Below are 14,571 nucleotides of genomic sequence, written 5' to 3' on the forward strand. Positions count from 1 at the left end.
CAGGACCTTCAGCGAGGTGTTGGCGGCAGGTTTGGGGACGTCGATCGACACGGTAGCCTCCGATGAACCTTCCCGTGACGTGATCTGCCCGTTAAGTTTGCCTGCTGTGGGGCCTGTCCGCAAGATCGAGTTGGCTCAGTCGGAACGCTTTTCCACCGGACTCGATAGCCAGCTGGCCGCACCACAGCTGGCGACACCCACGTCCGAGCTCTCAGTCGGCGACCCCAGCGCCCCACGCTCCGGACGCCATGTCACCCCAACGGGCCTACACCACAACCTGGGAATCACACCTCTTGCATCCGCCTCCAACCGTTCCGCGGCTGCCTCCACTGAACGGGACGCTCTCTCGGCACTACAGGACGGACCCTTCAGCAACTCAAGTTGCAACTGCAGTCAGGCGCTGTCGAGATGAAAGTCTTCATGACCGCTGCCCTCCACGGAAAGACATACATCTTCCACGCCCCCCGGGGTAACGCCTTCGCTGAACCTCGCGCCTATGTCGGCTCGTCGAACCTCACGAACGAGGGCTTCTATCAGAACCTCGAACTCAACATTGATGTCGTTGACCGAGATGCCTCGGGCAAGCTCGCCCAATGAGCCTCCCGGCCGGGGTGGCAACGCGCCGCCCCGGCCGGGGCCCATGAGCCGCCGGGCTGGTGCTGCGCTCGGCTACTTCTTCGCGCTCTTGAGGGTCACCGTCTGCGTGGTGAAGCCCTGGCTGCAGAAGACGGCTCCGCAGGCGAAGCTGAACTCGACAGTGGCGACCTTGCCGCCGGCGAAGCGGCCGTTGTCGCCCAGGACGTCGATCGCCCAGCGATAGGTGCCGTCACAGGGCAACTCCGTGGTCCCGGAGCCGGTGATCGCGACTCGCCCGACCTTCTGGCGCAGGCCGGTCTCCAGGACGACGAAGTCACCGCCGGTGCAGGTCACGCTCCCGCTGATGGTGGCGACACCGGTGTGAGAGTTGAAGCTCCCGACGGGGTCGACGGTCACTGACAGGTCCGGCGGCGGGGGCGCGTTGTCGATCGAGATCTGCAAGGTGCCGCCGTTGCCCGACCCCGGGGTGTCGTCGAACGCCATGATGTACACGGTCTCGCCGGCGGTGACGGTCTCGGCCACCGCGCGGGGGCCGCAGGTGTCTATCACGAGGCTGCCGGGCGTTCCGCTGGCGACGATGACGCCGGCCGCGTAGCTGGACTGGCTGACGTCGATGACCACGGCTCCGTCGGCCGGCGCGGTGTAGGAGTACCAGACGCTGGCCTCGGTTGCCGGTGCGCCGCAATCGGCGTTGAGGCTGGCATCGTCGGCGTCGGTGGTGGCTTGGGTGGTGTCGAGGGTCGCCGTGAAGGGCAGCGCCGAGATCGGCGTTGCCACGGCAATGGTGTCGTTGGTCGGGACGGCGGCCCAGGCCGTCGACCCCGAGTACAGCAGTCCGGCCGCCGTGACGACGGCAACCGCAGCGATTGATACCGGTGTGCGCATGTGCTCTCCCCCTATTTGGCGGCGGCAGAACCCGACGCCGAAGCACGCCGGTGTCGGACCGGCGACCGTAAGATCCCTTGCCCCGCACAGCGGCAGATCATCGTGATCGCTCTGTGCGTGTCATGCCTTCCTCCCTCGAACACACAGACGCGCCCGAGGCGTGGATCGTTGCAGCCCGATGCGGCCGGCCAAGCTACCCGATGCGGCCGGCCAAGCTGCCCGATGACGACCCGCCGATGGAGCCGAATCGATACATGGGTGGGGCGCGACTCCATCCTGACCGGGAGGACCGGCCTATGAAACGTGCCGGGTCAGGCAGACACATCGTGGGCAACCAATGGGTAGCCGTCCCAGAGGACGAATGCGCCAGGTAGCGCCGGATCCTGACTTCGGACGACCGCGCTATCCCCAGCATCGGGAGGGATGCCGCTCACGGCCAGGCCGCGGGCAGTAAGGCTGGAAGCAGCGGCGGACGCGCTGAGCTCAAGCAGGGTGGGAACCCGTGAGCCGAGGATCAGTTGGACTGAGTTCGTCGGCGCTTGCGTTCGCACACTGGAATCGATCACCTCCTGCACCAGCACCAGGCTGCGGTCGACACCTTCTGGTACCGGATCGGGCACCGTCGTGCTCGTGACTCCGACATCGAGAAGCGTCGTGACCGCATCATCAACTTGCATCCCGATTACGGGGGGCAGGTCACCAAGCGTCGCGGCCTCAGCGGATGGTGTCGACAACCAGCTCAGCACGGCGACCGGCGGGAGCAGCAGCCAGCCTCCCAACCTTCGTCCTCTACGCCGCATCGAGAGTGTCATCGTGGCCACTCCTCCAGCGCGTCGTACTCCGGGCAGATCGGCGCCGATCGACCGACCCCTGGGGCAGATCACGCACTATGCGTCCCGTGCGCACTACACAGGAGGCGCGACACGGCTCATAAGTACGTGCAGCCGGCATTTCCCTCGGCGGGCGGCGAACCACCGCGGCTGCAGCTGTACCGACGGCGGGTCCAAGGAACGGTTCCAACCGTTCCTGACCCTTGGCGCCGGACCCATCAACTACGTCCTGGACACCGCCGGCGCCTCGGGGTGATGTCCAGCGACCGGAGCAACGCAGTCAGCTCGATTACCGAGGATCGCTCCGCGCTCAGCGACGCCAGTTGTCCGCGCCACCAGGTCAGCGCAAAGTAGGCAGTCCTAGGTGCGGACCATGCTCGCCATGTGGTGGGAGCGGAGCCAGCAGGCAGCTCGAGATCAGGACACCGAAGATCTCGGGGACCGGGGTCGCAGGTCTACTCGCAGCGATCACACTCATGGATAACAGTGATCACCACTGTGTGCCCGGCGACGGGAGGCTGGACGGGTATGGCTTACTTTCCCGCGGGCCTTCAACGGCCCCCTGGGTCCGGTGTGTTTTTTCTCCTGACGTGCGGTCGGAGCCTCTTCATCACATATCTTGGACCGAAGAGGACGGCGCGGCCCACAGCCCATGTCTCACTTTCAAGTGTCTGCCGAAGCAATGTCTCTGCAGTTGCCGCACGGCTCTCGGCGGCAGCAGCCCGTGATTCCGCAGCCTGCGCTGCGTCCATAGCGGACCGGATCAGACCGTCGGCAGACTTCGCCTCTTTTGCAAGTCGCGCGCACAATTGAGCGCCCATTGTGCGTCCGGACGACCAGAGCCAGGTGAGGTCTTGGTCGCGATCCCGAAGAGTGCTTTGCAGTTCCTCGACAGTTGGGGGGACTACTTCAGTCATGATTTCCGCCAGTAAACGCCAGTATAGTCGATCCGTAGCACTTCATCCGTAATATTGCGCCGCCCTCGAAAGTCCTCTACCGCTTTCCGGCAAGCAGATATAGCGCCGAAGTCGTCGATAATGACGTAGCCTCCGACAGACAGCTTGTCGTACAGAGAGTCCAAAGCGACCATGGTCGAGGAGTACATATCGCCATCAAGGCGTAGCACGGCCAACTGCCCTACCGGCGAATTCGGGAGTGTGTCCTCAAAGAACCCTTCGAGGAAACGCACTTGGTCATCTAAAAGATCATATTTGCGAAAATTCTCCTTGACCGTTTCGACGGAAATAGCTAGCTCGTTCCTCGTGTGCAGCTTGCTCCCCATATCCGCCGGGTTAGCGACGTTAGGGGGTGGTAGGCCTTGGAAAGAGTCGGCCACCCATACGACCCGATCCTTCACCCCGTGGGCAGCCAGGATCGCCCGCATGTAGATCGTGACACCCCCACGCCAAACCCCTGTTTCGATTAAATCACCCGCAATGCCTTCGGCAATGACACTTTCGACACACTCCCGCACATTTCGAAGCCGCTTGAGGCCCACCATCGTCTCAGCGTCGACCGGCCAGTCACGGCCCTGCTCACGCTTGCTTGCGTCAAACTCCGTCGCCTCCACCAGCCTGACGTCTCGATCGGACACCTCAGCCTCAAGCAGATTCCATAGGTAGAGGGCGTAGGTCCTCTGTGGCAGCCTCAGGCGCTGGTGACTCCCTTCGAACCCATATCGGGTCAGCATCCTCTCAAGGAGGTTCAGGTACCGCTCTTGCGCAGCTATATCGGACATGGCGCCCATTGTAGGGAGGAGCGCTGCAATTGCTGGTATTGCTGGCTGTCCCCGAGTGCTGCGTCGACCACGGGCTTACCGTAGCCGCGGCCCTGGCCGACGTGACCGGGTCGGAGCAGTCGGCGGTCTGAGCTTTCGAACCGAGGTGGCCTGGTTCCGCCGGTCTGCCGCTCCGGTCAGAGCGGCCAGAGTGCCAGACGATCACGTGCCTGCTGGATGCCCCGCTCCGCACTCCGCTGCCCGACCACCACGTCCCGTCGGCGCCCGGGGCGGAACTATTCCGATCACTGCACCCACCCGCGGAATGCGGCCCGCATCCCCGCTTCGAATCGGGAACCCGCTTCCAGCCGAGTCATCAGGTCGGCGATCTGGCGCCGTACCGTGCGTACCGACACCCCGAGATGGCGAGCGATCGACTCGTCTTTGACACCCATGCTCATGAGCTTGAGCAATGTCCGGTCCAGGTCGGTCGGATCGACGACGTCATGGTGGTGTGGTTGCCGCTCCTCGATCGCCTCCAGCGGTTCGGCTGTCGCCCACAGCAGCTCGAAGGACCGGACGAGGATGGCGGTGACAGCCTCGCCGCGCATGAGGACGCCCGACCTGCCGTTGTCTACCGCATGCATGGGTATCAGTCCGGCCTCCCGGTCGAACACTGTCATCCGTATGGGTACGTCGCGGATGAACCGGAGCTGGGCGCCACGTTGCGCCGCCTCGAACTGGTAGAGCGCTGTGTCGGGATCACTTCGGCTGCTCACGCTATAGAGCCTGCGAAGCTTGACACCGCGTTCGAGGGCATCGAGGTCACGGTGCCGGGCAACTGCGATCTGTTCCGAGCTGTACTGTGCGGTCGGGTCCATTGTGAGCACTTCTCGCCGCGCCCGGCGATTCCATTCTTCGATGGCCTGCTGAATGGCATCTAGGCCGAACAGTTCGACACTTCCTGCTATCGCGACGCCGTTGGGCCTGGTCTGCGCGTATTCCGACATCAGTGTCTTGAGGCTCGCTCGAGCGGTCGCAAGCTGCTCCTGCAACCGTGCTATCTCCACAGCTTTCGCGGCAAGCAGGCGGTTGATCGTCACCTCCGGATCCAGGAGGACAACACCATTGGTCCGCTCTCTCGACCGCAATATCAGGCCGGACAGTATCAATTCTTCACGCGCTGACCTCAACTCCTCGATCGATGCCCGCGCATGAGCGGCTAGTTCGTCGAGCTCGAATTCCGGTACGCGAATCAACGATTGGTACAACTCGTCAGCTGCCGGTGAAAATCCAAGTTCGATTAACATGCTTCCCCAAGTTCAATGGTATGGCATTACACGTTCAACAATCGGCAGCAACATGTCAAGGTGTATTTGGTGGTTCTCGCATACCAACGAAAGCGGGCGCGGGGAGACCGCGAGTACTCCACTACTGGCACCGTCAAGGGGGGATTGCGCATAGCTTCACCATGACTGTTGAGGAGGTGTGCCGCAGATTCATGCCAAACTTCAGCGGTCCTGGGTCTGAAACCTTGGCGAGTAGCAGGACGCACCTCGATCACGATGGCAAGCAAGCCCACGAGGTGGTAATGGAGGCGATGACGACTAATCCATAGGCACGACCGTCATTCACTGAGCTTGACGTAACTCGGCTGTGGATTGCAAGCCTTCTCCGGAAGTTCAGCGAAGTCTTAATCGACCTCGCCCCTTCTCGTCCGAGCGGTCTCGCGTGCCTCACCGTAGGCCGACCGTATTATCAGCCAATTCGGCTGCCACCCTGGGCCCGGGAAATGCTGCGAGTCGAAGTGCTCGGCGCGGGAGGCCCGGCGGCCGGTTCGGTCACCGGCGGCTCGATCGGTTCTGTTGCTTGCGCAAACCCCTCGCGGCGTTGACTACAGCCTGTATTCGTAGCCGACCGGCAGGCGTGATCCGCACGGTGGCGCCAGGTTCGCTGAAGCTGAGCAATAGTGAGCAGTTCGCGATGACCGGGACGGGCATGGTGCGTGCCGTAGGGAAGTTGGCGTTCGAGCCCCTGGGGGAGGTGACTACATGACGAAGATCTCTGTACGCCGGCTGGAGCCGGTCAAGACCAGCACCGCGGCAGGTTGCGGTAGTGCGAACCAGACCGCGTAGCGCTCAGGGCGGCAGGGGTCGCTCGCGGCTCCTGTCGTTTGCGGATAGGTAGACAACTCCCCGGAGCGACTGATCGGAGTGACTGTGCCTGGATACTCCCTGCAATCCCGGGTTGCGGTCTACCCGTTCGACCGGCGAGCCGATGGTGATACCGCGACGATCGGCGATCCCGACCGCGAGGTCTACCTCGTCTTCGCCCGGGAGGGGCTCGAGATCCTCGACTGGCTTGCTGCCGGGCGCACGATCGGCGAGTCGGCTCGAGAGTACGAGCAGCGCCATGGCCAGCAGATCGACGTGCTGGATTTCGTGGCTGCGCTGGAAGCGGAAGGCTTCGTCGCCGCTGCGGCTGATGAACTACCGCAACGACCGCTCCCCGGCCGCCGCAGCCTGGTGGACTTCAGCTGGCTCAGTCCCGCGACGGCTCGGCTGTTCGTGAGCGCACCGGTGCTCGCGCTCGCCGGCGCGATCATCGGTATGGGCGCGTGCCTGGTGATCACGCAGCCGAGCCTGATACCAGCGTCCACCTCGTTGGTCTATCACGACCACTTTGCCGCGTTCACCTGGATCACGGTGTTCTTCACACTGCTCGGCGTGCTGCTGCACGAACTCGGCCACGTCGTCGCCGCCCGAGCGGTAGGCGTGCCGGCCAAGCTGTGCGCCGGCAACCAGATGTACGTGCTGGTAGCACAGACGAGCATGAACGGGATGTGGCTGGTACCGAAACGGAAGCGGTACCTTGCCTTCGTCTTCGGAACCGTGATCGACTCCGTGACCGCCGCTGTGCTGATCGGGCTTCGCTGGGCGGATGGCAACGGCTGGATACACCTGTTGCCCTCGGTGGCGGCCCTGACCGCGGGCGTGCTGGTCACCTACTACACCCGCATCGTCTGGCAGCTGTTCTTCTTCCTGAGAACCGACGGCTACTACGTCATCTCGACGCTCTTCGATTGCCGTAGCTTGCTCAGCGACACCGAGGACTACCTGTGGAACCTGTCTGCCAAGGTGCGCCGATCACGCAGGCTCGTCGACCAGTCCGCCATCCCAGCGCGCGAGCTGCGGGTCATCCGACGGTACTCGATCGTCTGGATCCTCGGCCGGATCGTGTCACTGTCTGCTTTCCTGTTCGTCGGCGTGCCAGTCCTCTGGGCCTACCTCTACCAGGTGACACTGCTCATCATCGGCCAGCCGACCCGCTTCAGCTCGCTGGATTTCGTGACGATCTTCGTCATCTCGCTGCTGTTCGACTTCACCGGCCTGGTGATGTGGGTTCGCCATCTGTACCGGGCCGCGCTGCGCCGCCGCCGTCTTCCCACAGTGCCCACAGTGCCCACAGTGCCCACAGCGCCCGCAGTCCCCGCGGAGCGGCCCGCTGCCCTGACCGACACCGCCGACGCGGTATGAATGCATCTGGAAGGACATGCCCGTGATCGATATCCCGAGCCCCTCCGCGACGGCCCCGGAAACCGGGATCACCGCACTCAACTCGGCCAACAGCGGATTCACCGTTCACCGGACCGGCCAGCTGGAATACGGTTTCGCCAGCGAGGGGGAGCAGTTCGCCCGGGATCTGGTGGGCTATCTCAACAGTGCTCAGCCGGATGCAGTGTCGACCTACGTGTTCCGCGAGGTGCTCGGCGTCCGGGACCGGCTGCACTGGTTCGTGCACATGCGGTCCCCGCACGACTACCAGCGGCTACTGAACATGGTGGACCATGACCGCGAGTATCAGGACATCTCCACCCTGGACCGGCTGCCGGGCCGGGGCGGCGGCAACTGGGAGCGGATGTTCACCGCGGGCTCTTTCTCGGAGAACGTTCTGTGCCCTCAGCACGGCTTCGCGCATCCTCCCGAAGGCGCGGTGGACCCGGCCGTGCTGTTCGCCGAGCCGGCGTGCTGGCAGACCGAGCAGCCGGCCGAGGTCCAGCTCCACACGGCCAACTCCGGGGCGGTGGTGCTGCGCACCGGAAGGGCCCGCTACGAGGTACGTGAGCAGTGCCGGTACTTCTGGGTGCAGTGGTCGGACTATGTCAACCAGGCGCTGCCGGGCGTGGTGACGGCGTTCCTGTTCGAGGAGATCTTCGGCCGGCAGGACACCTTGCATCTGATGATCCATCTGCGAGAACTGGGCGATTATCAGAAGGTCTCGGAGCTGGAGCGAACGGATGCCGGGATGCGTGCGTTGCTGGAGCGGCAGCGGGTTCCTGGTGAGCTCGGCGGCGGAGCGTGGGGGCAACTGTTCGTGCCCGCCAGCCTGCACGACACCGTGCTGGCCCCGATGGACGCCGCGGTCTGAGGGGGAATCGGGTGAGCGTCGGTATCGAGGCGATCAATGCCTACGTCGGGCGTGCCTGCCTGAGCGTGGAGCAGCTGTTCCGGGCCCGGGGCCTGGACCTGCGGCGGCTGGCCAATCTGGATATGCGCCGTAAGTCGGTGAACCTGCCGTGTGAGGATGCGGTGACCAACGCGGTCAACGCGGCCGGTCCGCTGATCGCGGCACTGGAGGAGACCGAACGCGCCAAGATCGAGCTGGTCATCGTCGGCACCGAGTCCGGGCTGGATTTCGGCAAGTCGATCAGCAGCTACGTCCATCACTATCTCGGGTTGAGCCGTAGCTGCCGGTCATTCGAGGTCAAGCACGCCTGCTATGGCGGCACCGCCGCCGTGCAGACCGCGGTCGCGATGATCTCGACGAGTCCTGTTCCCGGCGCCCGAGCGCTGGTGATAGCGACCGATGCGGCCAGCGTCGCGGCCCGCAACACCTACTGGGAGCCGTCTCAGGGCGGTGGCGCGGTAGCGATGCTGATCGGCCACGACGCCGAGGTGCTGGCGATCGATCCAGGAGCCAGCGGCTTTCACAGCTTCGAGGTGATGGACACCTTGCGGCCCCGGCCGGATCTCGAGGCCGGCGACTCGGACCTGTCACTGCTGGCGTATCTGGAGTGCCTCCAGCACAGCTATCGCGCGTACTCGGCCCGGGTCCCGGGCGCCGACCTGAGAACTACCTTCGCTCACCTGGCCTTCCACACTCCGTTCGCCGGAATGGTTCCTGCGGCGTTCCGGCGGTTGCGGCAATCGGCGGCGCCCGGCGGTCGGGCCGAGATCGAGCAGGACTTCGCCGAGCGGGTCGCCCCCGGGCTGTCCTTCGCCTCCGAAGTCGGCAACTTCTGCTCGGCGTCGCTGTACCTGGCGCTGTGCTCGCTGGTAGCAGGCATCGAGGTGCCGGTGCCGGAGCGAGTCGGCCTGTTCTCCTATGGCTCTGGCTGCGCATCGGAGTTCTACAGCGGCGTCGTGACGCCGCTGGGCCGGGAACGGGTCCGTGCCCGGGACATCGAGGCGGCGATCTCGGACCGGTATCCGCTGAGCATGGCGGAGTACGAGCTGCTCAGCGATATGAGCCTGGACCGGATGTGCGGCGTGCGGGACCAGAAGTTCGACACCGCGGCCTACGCCGACGTCTGGGCCGCCAAGTTCGAGGGCCGCGAGCTGCTGGTGCTCGATCAGATAGCAGACTTCCATCGACAGTACCGGTGGAGTTGAGGGATGGCGGCGACCGGAAACGGTGCGGTGGTCCGGGTCCAGGACGCCGGGCCGGGCGTGCTGCGGGTACTGCTGGACCGGCCCGAAGCAGGGAACGGCATCACCGCGACCATGCTGGCTCAGCTGCACGGTGCCCTGGACCGCGCCGAGTCCGAACCCGATTCGCGGATCGTCGTGCTCGAGTCCACCGCGGCCGTCTTCTGCTCGGGCATGGACCTGAGCGAGGCCGTCGAAGCCTCCTCCGGTGGCGATCCCGCCGACGGTGGCAAGGAATTCCTCGGCTTGCTTCGGCGGCTGACCCGGATCCCGCGACTGGTCGTCAGCCGCGTCGAGGGTCCGGCACTTGGCGGCGGCGTCGGCCTGGTCGCTGCCAGCGACCTGGTGCTGGCCGGCCCGGCAGCCACTTTCGCCCTGCCTGAGGCGCTGTGGGGCCTCCTGCCGGCCTGCGTGATGCCCTTTCTGATGAGGCGGATCGGGTTTCAGGCCGCCCACCGGATGGCGCTCACGACGCTGCCGATGGACGCCGACGAAGCGGCCAGGGTGCAGCTGGCGGACCAGGTGCTGACCGACGCCACCCCGGTGATCCGCCAGCTCAGCCGGCGAATGCGTCGCATCGACCCGATCACGGTGGGGGATGCCAAGCGCTACAGTGCCGAAGTGTGGGGTGGCGGCGCTGCCCAGGACCAGCTCGCGATCGCGGAGTTCTCCCGGCTGATGACCTCAGATCTGTCGCACCGGCGAATCGCGGCGTTCCTCGACGGTGCCGCCATCGGAGCCGGCTGAGCCGGTCCGAGGAGGTGCGGGAGGTTCCCGGCAGCGCGCTGTCGCTCGGCGAACCTGCTATGCCGACTGGGCGGTGGCCAACTGCTCGCGCAGCACTCGCTTGAGCACCTTGCCGTTCTGGCTACGAGGTAACGCCGAAGCCAGCTCGATCCTGAGCGGACCGGGCAGCGCACCGCAACGGTGACCGGCGAACTGCACGACATCGCCGGCGGATGCCCCCGAGCGCAACACCAGCGTCGCGACCATGCCGCCCCGGCCATCGGCCACCACCGCGGCCTCGCGAACCCCGGGATGCTCGTACAGGGCCGCCTCGACCTCGATGCTGGAGACGATCGCCTCGTCGATGATGATGAGATCCTCACCGCGATCGACGAAGTAGAGATTGCCGTCGTCGTCCAGCCGCCCGTAATCGCCCGTGCGATAGAACCCGTCCGCGTCGATGCCCGCGTTGAGGACCGGATCCAGGTACCTGCGCCGCGGTGCTCGGTGCCTGAGCCAGATCTCTCCGATCGTTCCCACCGCGACGTCGGCACCGTCGCCGTCGACCAGCCGCAACTCGGTCGCGGCGCTGGGCCGGCCGATCGACAGCGGTCTGGCCGGATCGAAGACGTTGATGATCAGGGCCGGACCGGCCTCGGACTGCGAACAGGCGCTCATCACCCTGGCACCGGGCATCATCTGCAACAGCGTGGTGGAGATTGCCGGCGGCAGCGGGGACGAGCCCGAGGCGACGACCTGCACCGAGCTCAGGTCGTAACGTTCGTGCAGTCGGGCGTCGACCATGTTGAGCGCGATCCACGGTGTGATGGCCAGCGTGCCGATGCGGTGCTGCTGTACCAGCGCAGCCATCCGCTCGACGTCCTCGGAGTCGCACATGACCGAGATCGCCGGAGCGCTGAGCGTGGCGACGACGCAGGTGGCGCTGGTGCTCGTACCCAGCGTCATCGGGACCAGCATGTGGCCGGTGCCCTGGAAGTCGCGCAGGGTCGACGGTTCCCGCCCGAAGGTGAGGTTGGAATGCGGAACCAGGTACGCCTTGGCCTGCCCGGTGGTGCCGGAGGTGAACAGCACGTCGCTGATGCCGTCGGCGTCGACCTCCACGGCTGGCTCGGTCTCGGCGCCGCCCTCGAGCGACTCCAACGGCAAGACCCGCCCCGCCCAGCCCGGCGGGAGTCCGCTGTGCGCCGAAGCGAGCATCGCCTGCACAGAACAGAGCGTGGTGCGGCGGGCGATCTCGCCCGGATGCATCCCGGCGTTGAAGTGCAGGGCGGTCGCGCCGGTACGCAACACCCCCAGGTAGGCCACCGCGTACGCGCTCCAGTCGGTGCCGCTGAAGAACAATCCGATCCGGTCGCCGGTGGCGGTCCCAGCCGCGAGCAGGGAGTTGGCGACGCGTCGCGATCGCAGCTCCCACTCGCCGAAGCTGAGCTCGCCCGCACCGTCGACGAGAAGTGCGATCGCGTCCGGATCGCCGGTGGCTCGGGCAACCAGCAGGTCGGGAACGGTGCGATGGGCGGTCGGCTGGTTCATGGAACGGTCCTGTCTCGCCGGCCCCTCAGGCGTGCGGGATCGCCCCGGAGGGCCGGCGGCGAACCAGGGTGCTACGCGGCGGCAAGCCGGTTCAGGACGGCAGCGTGTACCGCAGGATGAAGTCGTGCTCGGGAGTGATCTCGGCGGCACCGGCGATGCCGGCCAGCTCGCCGGTGCCCGAGCCAGGCACGATGGTCCAGTTCGTTTCGTGGTCCTCACCGAGCATGGTGGCCGAGTGCATGAGCAGGAAGGTGCCGCTGCGACCGTGGACCGCGACGTCGTAATGCTCGATCCCGACGTAGACCGCCGGGCCGCCTTCGCGTTGCGACAACAGCAGGTGCACGATCGAGGAACCCTCGATGTCCCCAGTCAGGACCTTCGACCAGCGGGCCCGGTTGAGACTGCCCGCGGGAAACTCGACGGGCTCGTTCTCGCGGTTGTCGAAGGTGAACGAGGCCTTTGCCTCGTATGCGGTCACTGCGGTCATTGCGCGAATCCTCTCAGCGGCCTCGTCGGCGCCATTCCATAGGCCACTGTATAACGCCGCCGGGCGCCGGCAGTGCGCACAAGTGGGCGCTGCCGACAACCTGGTGCCCTGCTCATAGTTGAGCAGTTCTGCCTGGGTGCCCTGGCTAACGTCTGCCCCGGCGTCCGGGTGGCGCTCGGCACCACAGTGAGGAGCGAGGTCCATGACCGCAACGGCCGCCATCGGCGACATCGATCGCATCGCGGAGGTGGTGCCACCTGCGCTGAGCCAGAGCTCACTGGCACCGGAGCTGGTGCGCAACAGCGCCAACTCCCGGGTAATGATCGAGCGGGTTGCCCAGATCAGCGCCGGGCGGCAGGCCGAGGCCCGCGCGTGTGCCGCGGCACTGGTCGCCAGGGTGAACAGCGAGCAGGCCGGGCTGGTCAGCGTGCTGATGTTCGAAGAGACTTTCGGCACCCGCGACCGGCTGCACCTGCTGTTCCACCTGGAGTCCCTCGCCGCCTACTACGATCTGCTGCAGGCCGACCTCGCACCGTCCGCCGCCGCCGCTGGCGCATTCGGTGGCCGCCGGTGGAACGAGTTGTTCACCGAGCAGGGCGTGCACGACACCGTCCTCATCCCGCAGTTCTGGGGCATGTATGGCACCTCGGCCGACGGCGTGCTGGAAAGGCAGTCCGCGGTGTACCGCTCCTCCGGTGCGGTGGCGTTGCCGCCGGCCCGGCAGCAAACGGCACTGCCGGACTCGCAGATCCTGCATTCGGCCAACTCCGGCATCGTGATGCACCGAAGCGCTCAGCCCATCTACAACTTCCGGTCCGAGGCGCGGACGTTCGCCCGCGAGGTCGCCGAGTCGATCAACAAGAACCTGCCCGGCGAGTGCACGGTATTCGTCTACGAGGAGGGGTTCGGCTCAGCCGACCGGCTGCACTGGCTGATCCACCTCAGGGACCTGACGACCTACATGCGGTTGCTCGAATTGCACGTGCGCGACGAGGAGGTCCGCGACATCTACTTCCGCGATCGGATCCCTGCCGAGAAGGGTGGCGGCACCTGGGCACGGATCTTCGTCGAGTCGAGCATGCACGACGTCGCGCTCACGCCGTCCCGCGCTGTCCTCGACACCCGGTGACCGGCAGCGTGCCGCACGGTTGATCCGGCCCGGCAGGGCCGCCTCGGCGAAGTCCCCCATCGCGAAACCTGGCTCAACGAAAGGCTACCAATGACCGGCACCATCGCAATGTCGCCGACGCAGCGCTTCGCCGGCATCGTTCCCGCGGCGTCACATCAGATCGACCCCTCGCTCGACGTACTGGACTCGACGACGGCGGGAGTCCTCGTCCTCAAGTCCGGTCAGCTTCGCTCGCAGTACCGCAACGAGGGGCGGGTCTTTGCCCGCGAGTTGGCCAAGCACGTCAACCGCCGCCAAGGTGGCAAGGCGACCGCGCTGGTCTACGAGGAAACCTTCGGCTACGAGGACCGGCTGCACTGGCTGATCCACCTGCAGGGCCTGCAGACCTATTACGACATGGTCGAGATGGGCGACCAGGACCGGGCCTACCGGGAGTCGGTCGCGGCGGAGCGGGTGGCCGATGCCGAGTCCGGTGGTGCCTGGGACCGACTGTTCCTCGACGGCAGCATGCGCTCGGACGTCCTGCTGCCGCTGAACGGCCCGGCCGCCACTCCCGCCCCGCTGAACTCAGCGACCGCGGGCATCGTCGTCCATCGCGTCGCGCAGCCCGGTTACGGCATGCGGGCCGAGGCACTCGAGGTCGCTGCGGAGCTGACCGCTGCCCTGAACGCCGACGCGGGCGAGGAGGTCGGTGCGGTGTGCTTCGAAGAGGCATTCGGCCCGAGCGGCAGGCTGCACTGGCTGATCCACCTGCGCGATCTGACGGCCTGGGACCGGGTGCGCCGCAACCCCGCCTTCCGCTCCGAGGGCCGGCCTGGGGTGTTCGTCGACTCCGGCCGAGACGATATCGCGCTTACCCCGCACCACTGGGGGCTTTACGCCACCACCCCATCGCACACGCCCTGACTCGAAACCGCACGACCGCTGACATCCCACCCCTG

13 protein-coding genes are annotated in these 14,571 nt (G+C 65.9%); 7 read left to right on the forward strand and 6 right to left on the reverse strand.

What is annotated here, in order from left to right; all coding sequences use genetic code 11:
- Positions 1 to 381: 381 nt before the first annotated feature.
- Positions 382 to 597: a phospholipase D-like domain-containing protein gene (locus VF542_RS06465; protein ID WP_408650879.1), complete on the forward strand. Its 216-nt coding sequence runs from the start codon at positions 382 to 384 to the stop codon at positions 595 to 597.
- Positions 598 to 669: 72 nt separating this feature from the next.
- On the opposite strand, the gene VF542_RS06470 is transcribed toward VF542_RS06465, so the two are convergent.
- The 4 genes from VF542_RS06470 to VF542_RS06485 form a co-directional block, all read right to left on the reverse strand.
- The gene (locus VF542_RS06470; RefSeq protein WP_408650880.1) at positions 670 to 1,482 is read right to left on the reverse strand and encodes a hypothetical protein; all 813 of its coding nucleotides are present in this window, start codon (positions 1,480 to 1,482) and stop codon (positions 670 to 672) included.
- A gap of 311 nt (positions 1,483 to 1,793) precedes the next feature.
- The gene (locus tag VF542_RS06475; protein WP_408650881.1) at positions 1,794 to 2,294 is read right to left on the reverse strand and encodes a hypothetical protein; all 501 of its coding nucleotides are present in this window, start codon (positions 2,292 to 2,294) and stop codon (positions 1,794 to 1,796) included.
- A gap of 931 nt (positions 2,295 to 3,225) precedes the next feature.
- Positions 3,226 to 4,050 (reverse strand): TylF/MycF family methyltransferase, encoded by an 825-nt coding sequence (locus tag VF542_RS06480; protein ID WP_408650882.1) that lies wholly within the window; start codon positions 4,048 to 4,050, stop codon positions 3,226 to 3,228.
- Between the two features lie 284 nt (positions 4,051 to 4,334).
- Positions 4,335 to 5,339, reverse strand: a complete 1,005-nt coding sequence (locus tag VF542_RS06485) for a LuxR C-terminal-related transcriptional regulator (protein WP_408650883.1) — start codon at positions 5,337 to 5,339, stop codon at positions 4,335 to 4,337.
- Positions 5,340 to 6,248: 909 nt separating this feature from the next.
- On the opposite strand from VF542_RS06485, the gene VF542_RS06490 reads away from it, so the two are divergent.
- From VF542_RS06490 to VF542_RS06505, 4 genes are read left to right on the forward strand one after another with little or no spacing between them, the layout of a single operon-like run.
- Positions 6,249 to 7,565 carry a hypothetical protein gene (locus tag VF542_RS06490; RefSeq protein ID WP_408650884.1) on the forward strand — a complete coding sequence of 439 codons (1,317 nt, stop codon included), beginning with the start codon at positions 6,249 to 6,251 and terminating at the stop codon, positions 7,563 to 7,565.
- A 22-nt stretch (positions 7,566 to 7,587) separates the two neighbouring features.
- Positions 7,588 to 8,457, forward strand: coding sequence for a DUF6039 family protein (locus VF542_RS06495; RefSeq protein WP_408650885.1), 870 nt, complete (start codon positions 7,588 to 7,590; stop codon positions 8,455 to 8,457).
- 11 nt (positions 8,458 to 8,468) lie between these two features.
- Positions 8,469 to 9,701 (forward strand): hydroxymethylglutaryl-CoA synthase family protein, encoded by a 1,233-nt coding sequence (locus tag VF542_RS06500; protein ID WP_408650886.1) that lies wholly within the window; start codon positions 8,469 to 8,471, stop codon positions 9,699 to 9,701.
- A gap of 3 nt (positions 9,702 to 9,704) precedes the next feature.
- Complete coding sequence (locus tag VF542_RS06505; RefSeq protein WP_408650887.1) at positions 9,705 to 10,484, forward strand: enoyl-CoA hydratase-related protein; 780 nt, start codon at positions 9,705 to 9,707, stop codon at positions 10,482 to 10,484.
- A gap of 57 nt (positions 10,485 to 10,541) precedes the next feature.
- Here VF542_RS06505 and VF542_RS06510 read toward each other — a convergent pair whose 3' ends face one another.
- Entirely contained in the window at positions 10,542 to 12,014 is a 1,473-nt protein-coding gene (locus VF542_RS06510; protein ID WP_408650888.1) for a class I adenylate-forming enzyme family protein, read from the reverse strand.
- Positions 12,015 to 12,105: 91 nt separating this feature from the next.
- Complete coding sequence (locus VF542_RS06515; RefSeq protein WP_408650889.1) at positions 12,106 to 12,501, reverse strand: DUF3224 domain-containing protein; 396 nt, start codon at positions 12,499 to 12,501, stop codon at positions 12,106 to 12,108.
- A gap of 202 nt (positions 12,502 to 12,703) precedes the next feature.
- On the opposite strand from VF542_RS06515, the gene VF542_RS06520 reads away from it, so the two are divergent.
- Both VF542_RS06520 and VF542_RS06525 read left to right on the forward strand, forming a co-directional pair.
- The gene (locus tag VF542_RS06520) at positions 12,704 to 13,630 is read left to right on the forward strand and encodes a DUF6039 family protein (protein WP_408650890.1); all 927 of its coding nucleotides are present in this window, start codon (positions 12,704 to 12,706) and stop codon (positions 13,628 to 13,630) included.
- 90 nt (positions 13,631 to 13,720) lie between these two features.
- Positions 13,721 to 14,536: a DUF6039 family protein gene (locus VF542_RS06525; protein ID WP_408650891.1), complete on the forward strand. Its 816-nt coding sequence runs from the start codon at positions 13,721 to 13,723 to the stop codon at positions 14,534 to 14,536.
- Positions 14,537 to 14,571 lie beyond the last annotated feature (35 nt).

It is taken from the genome of Jatrophihabitans sp., assembly GCF_036389215.1.
Taxonomy (GTDB): Bacteria; Actinomycetota; Actinomycetes; order Mycobacteriales; family Jatrophihabitantaceae; genus Jatrophihabitans_A.

Bases quoted from the DNA above. Each gene is read 5' to 3' on its own strand.
- VF542_RS06510 (WP_408650888.1), bottom strand. From the start codon at position 12,014: ATGAACCAGCCGACCGCCCATCGCACCGTTCCCGACCTGCTGGTTGCC.
- VF542_RS06525 (WP_408650891.1), top strand. From the start codon at position 13,721: ATGACCGGCACCATCGCAATGTCGCCGACGCAGCGCTTCGCCGGCATC.
- VF542_RS06475 (WP_408650881.1), bottom strand. From the start codon at position 2,294: ATGACACTCTCGATGCGGCGTAGAGGACGAAGGTTGGGAGGCTGGCTG.
- VF542_RS06515 (WP_408650889.1), bottom strand. From the start codon at position 12,501: ATGACCGCAGTGACCGCATACGAGGCAAAGGCCTCGTTCACCTTCGAC.
- VF542_RS06485 (WP_408650883.1), bottom strand. From the start codon at position 5,339: ATGTTAATCGAACTTGGATTTTCACCGGCAGCTGACGAGTTGTACCAA.
- VF542_RS06470 (WP_408650880.1), bottom strand. From the start codon at position 1,482: ATGCGCACACCGGTATCAATCGCTGCGGTTGCCGTCGTCACGGCGGCC.
- VF542_RS06505 (WP_408650887.1), top strand. From the start codon at position 9,705: ATGGCGGCGACCGGAAACGGTGCGGTGGTCCGGGTCCAGGACGCCGGG.
- VF542_RS06520 (WP_408650890.1), top strand. From the start codon at position 12,704: ATGACCGCAACGGCCGCCATCGGCGACATCGATCGCATCGCGGAGGTG.
- VF542_RS06480 (WP_408650882.1), bottom strand. From the start codon at position 4,050: ATGTCCGATATAGCTGCGCAAGAGCGGTACCTGAACCTCCTTGAGAGG.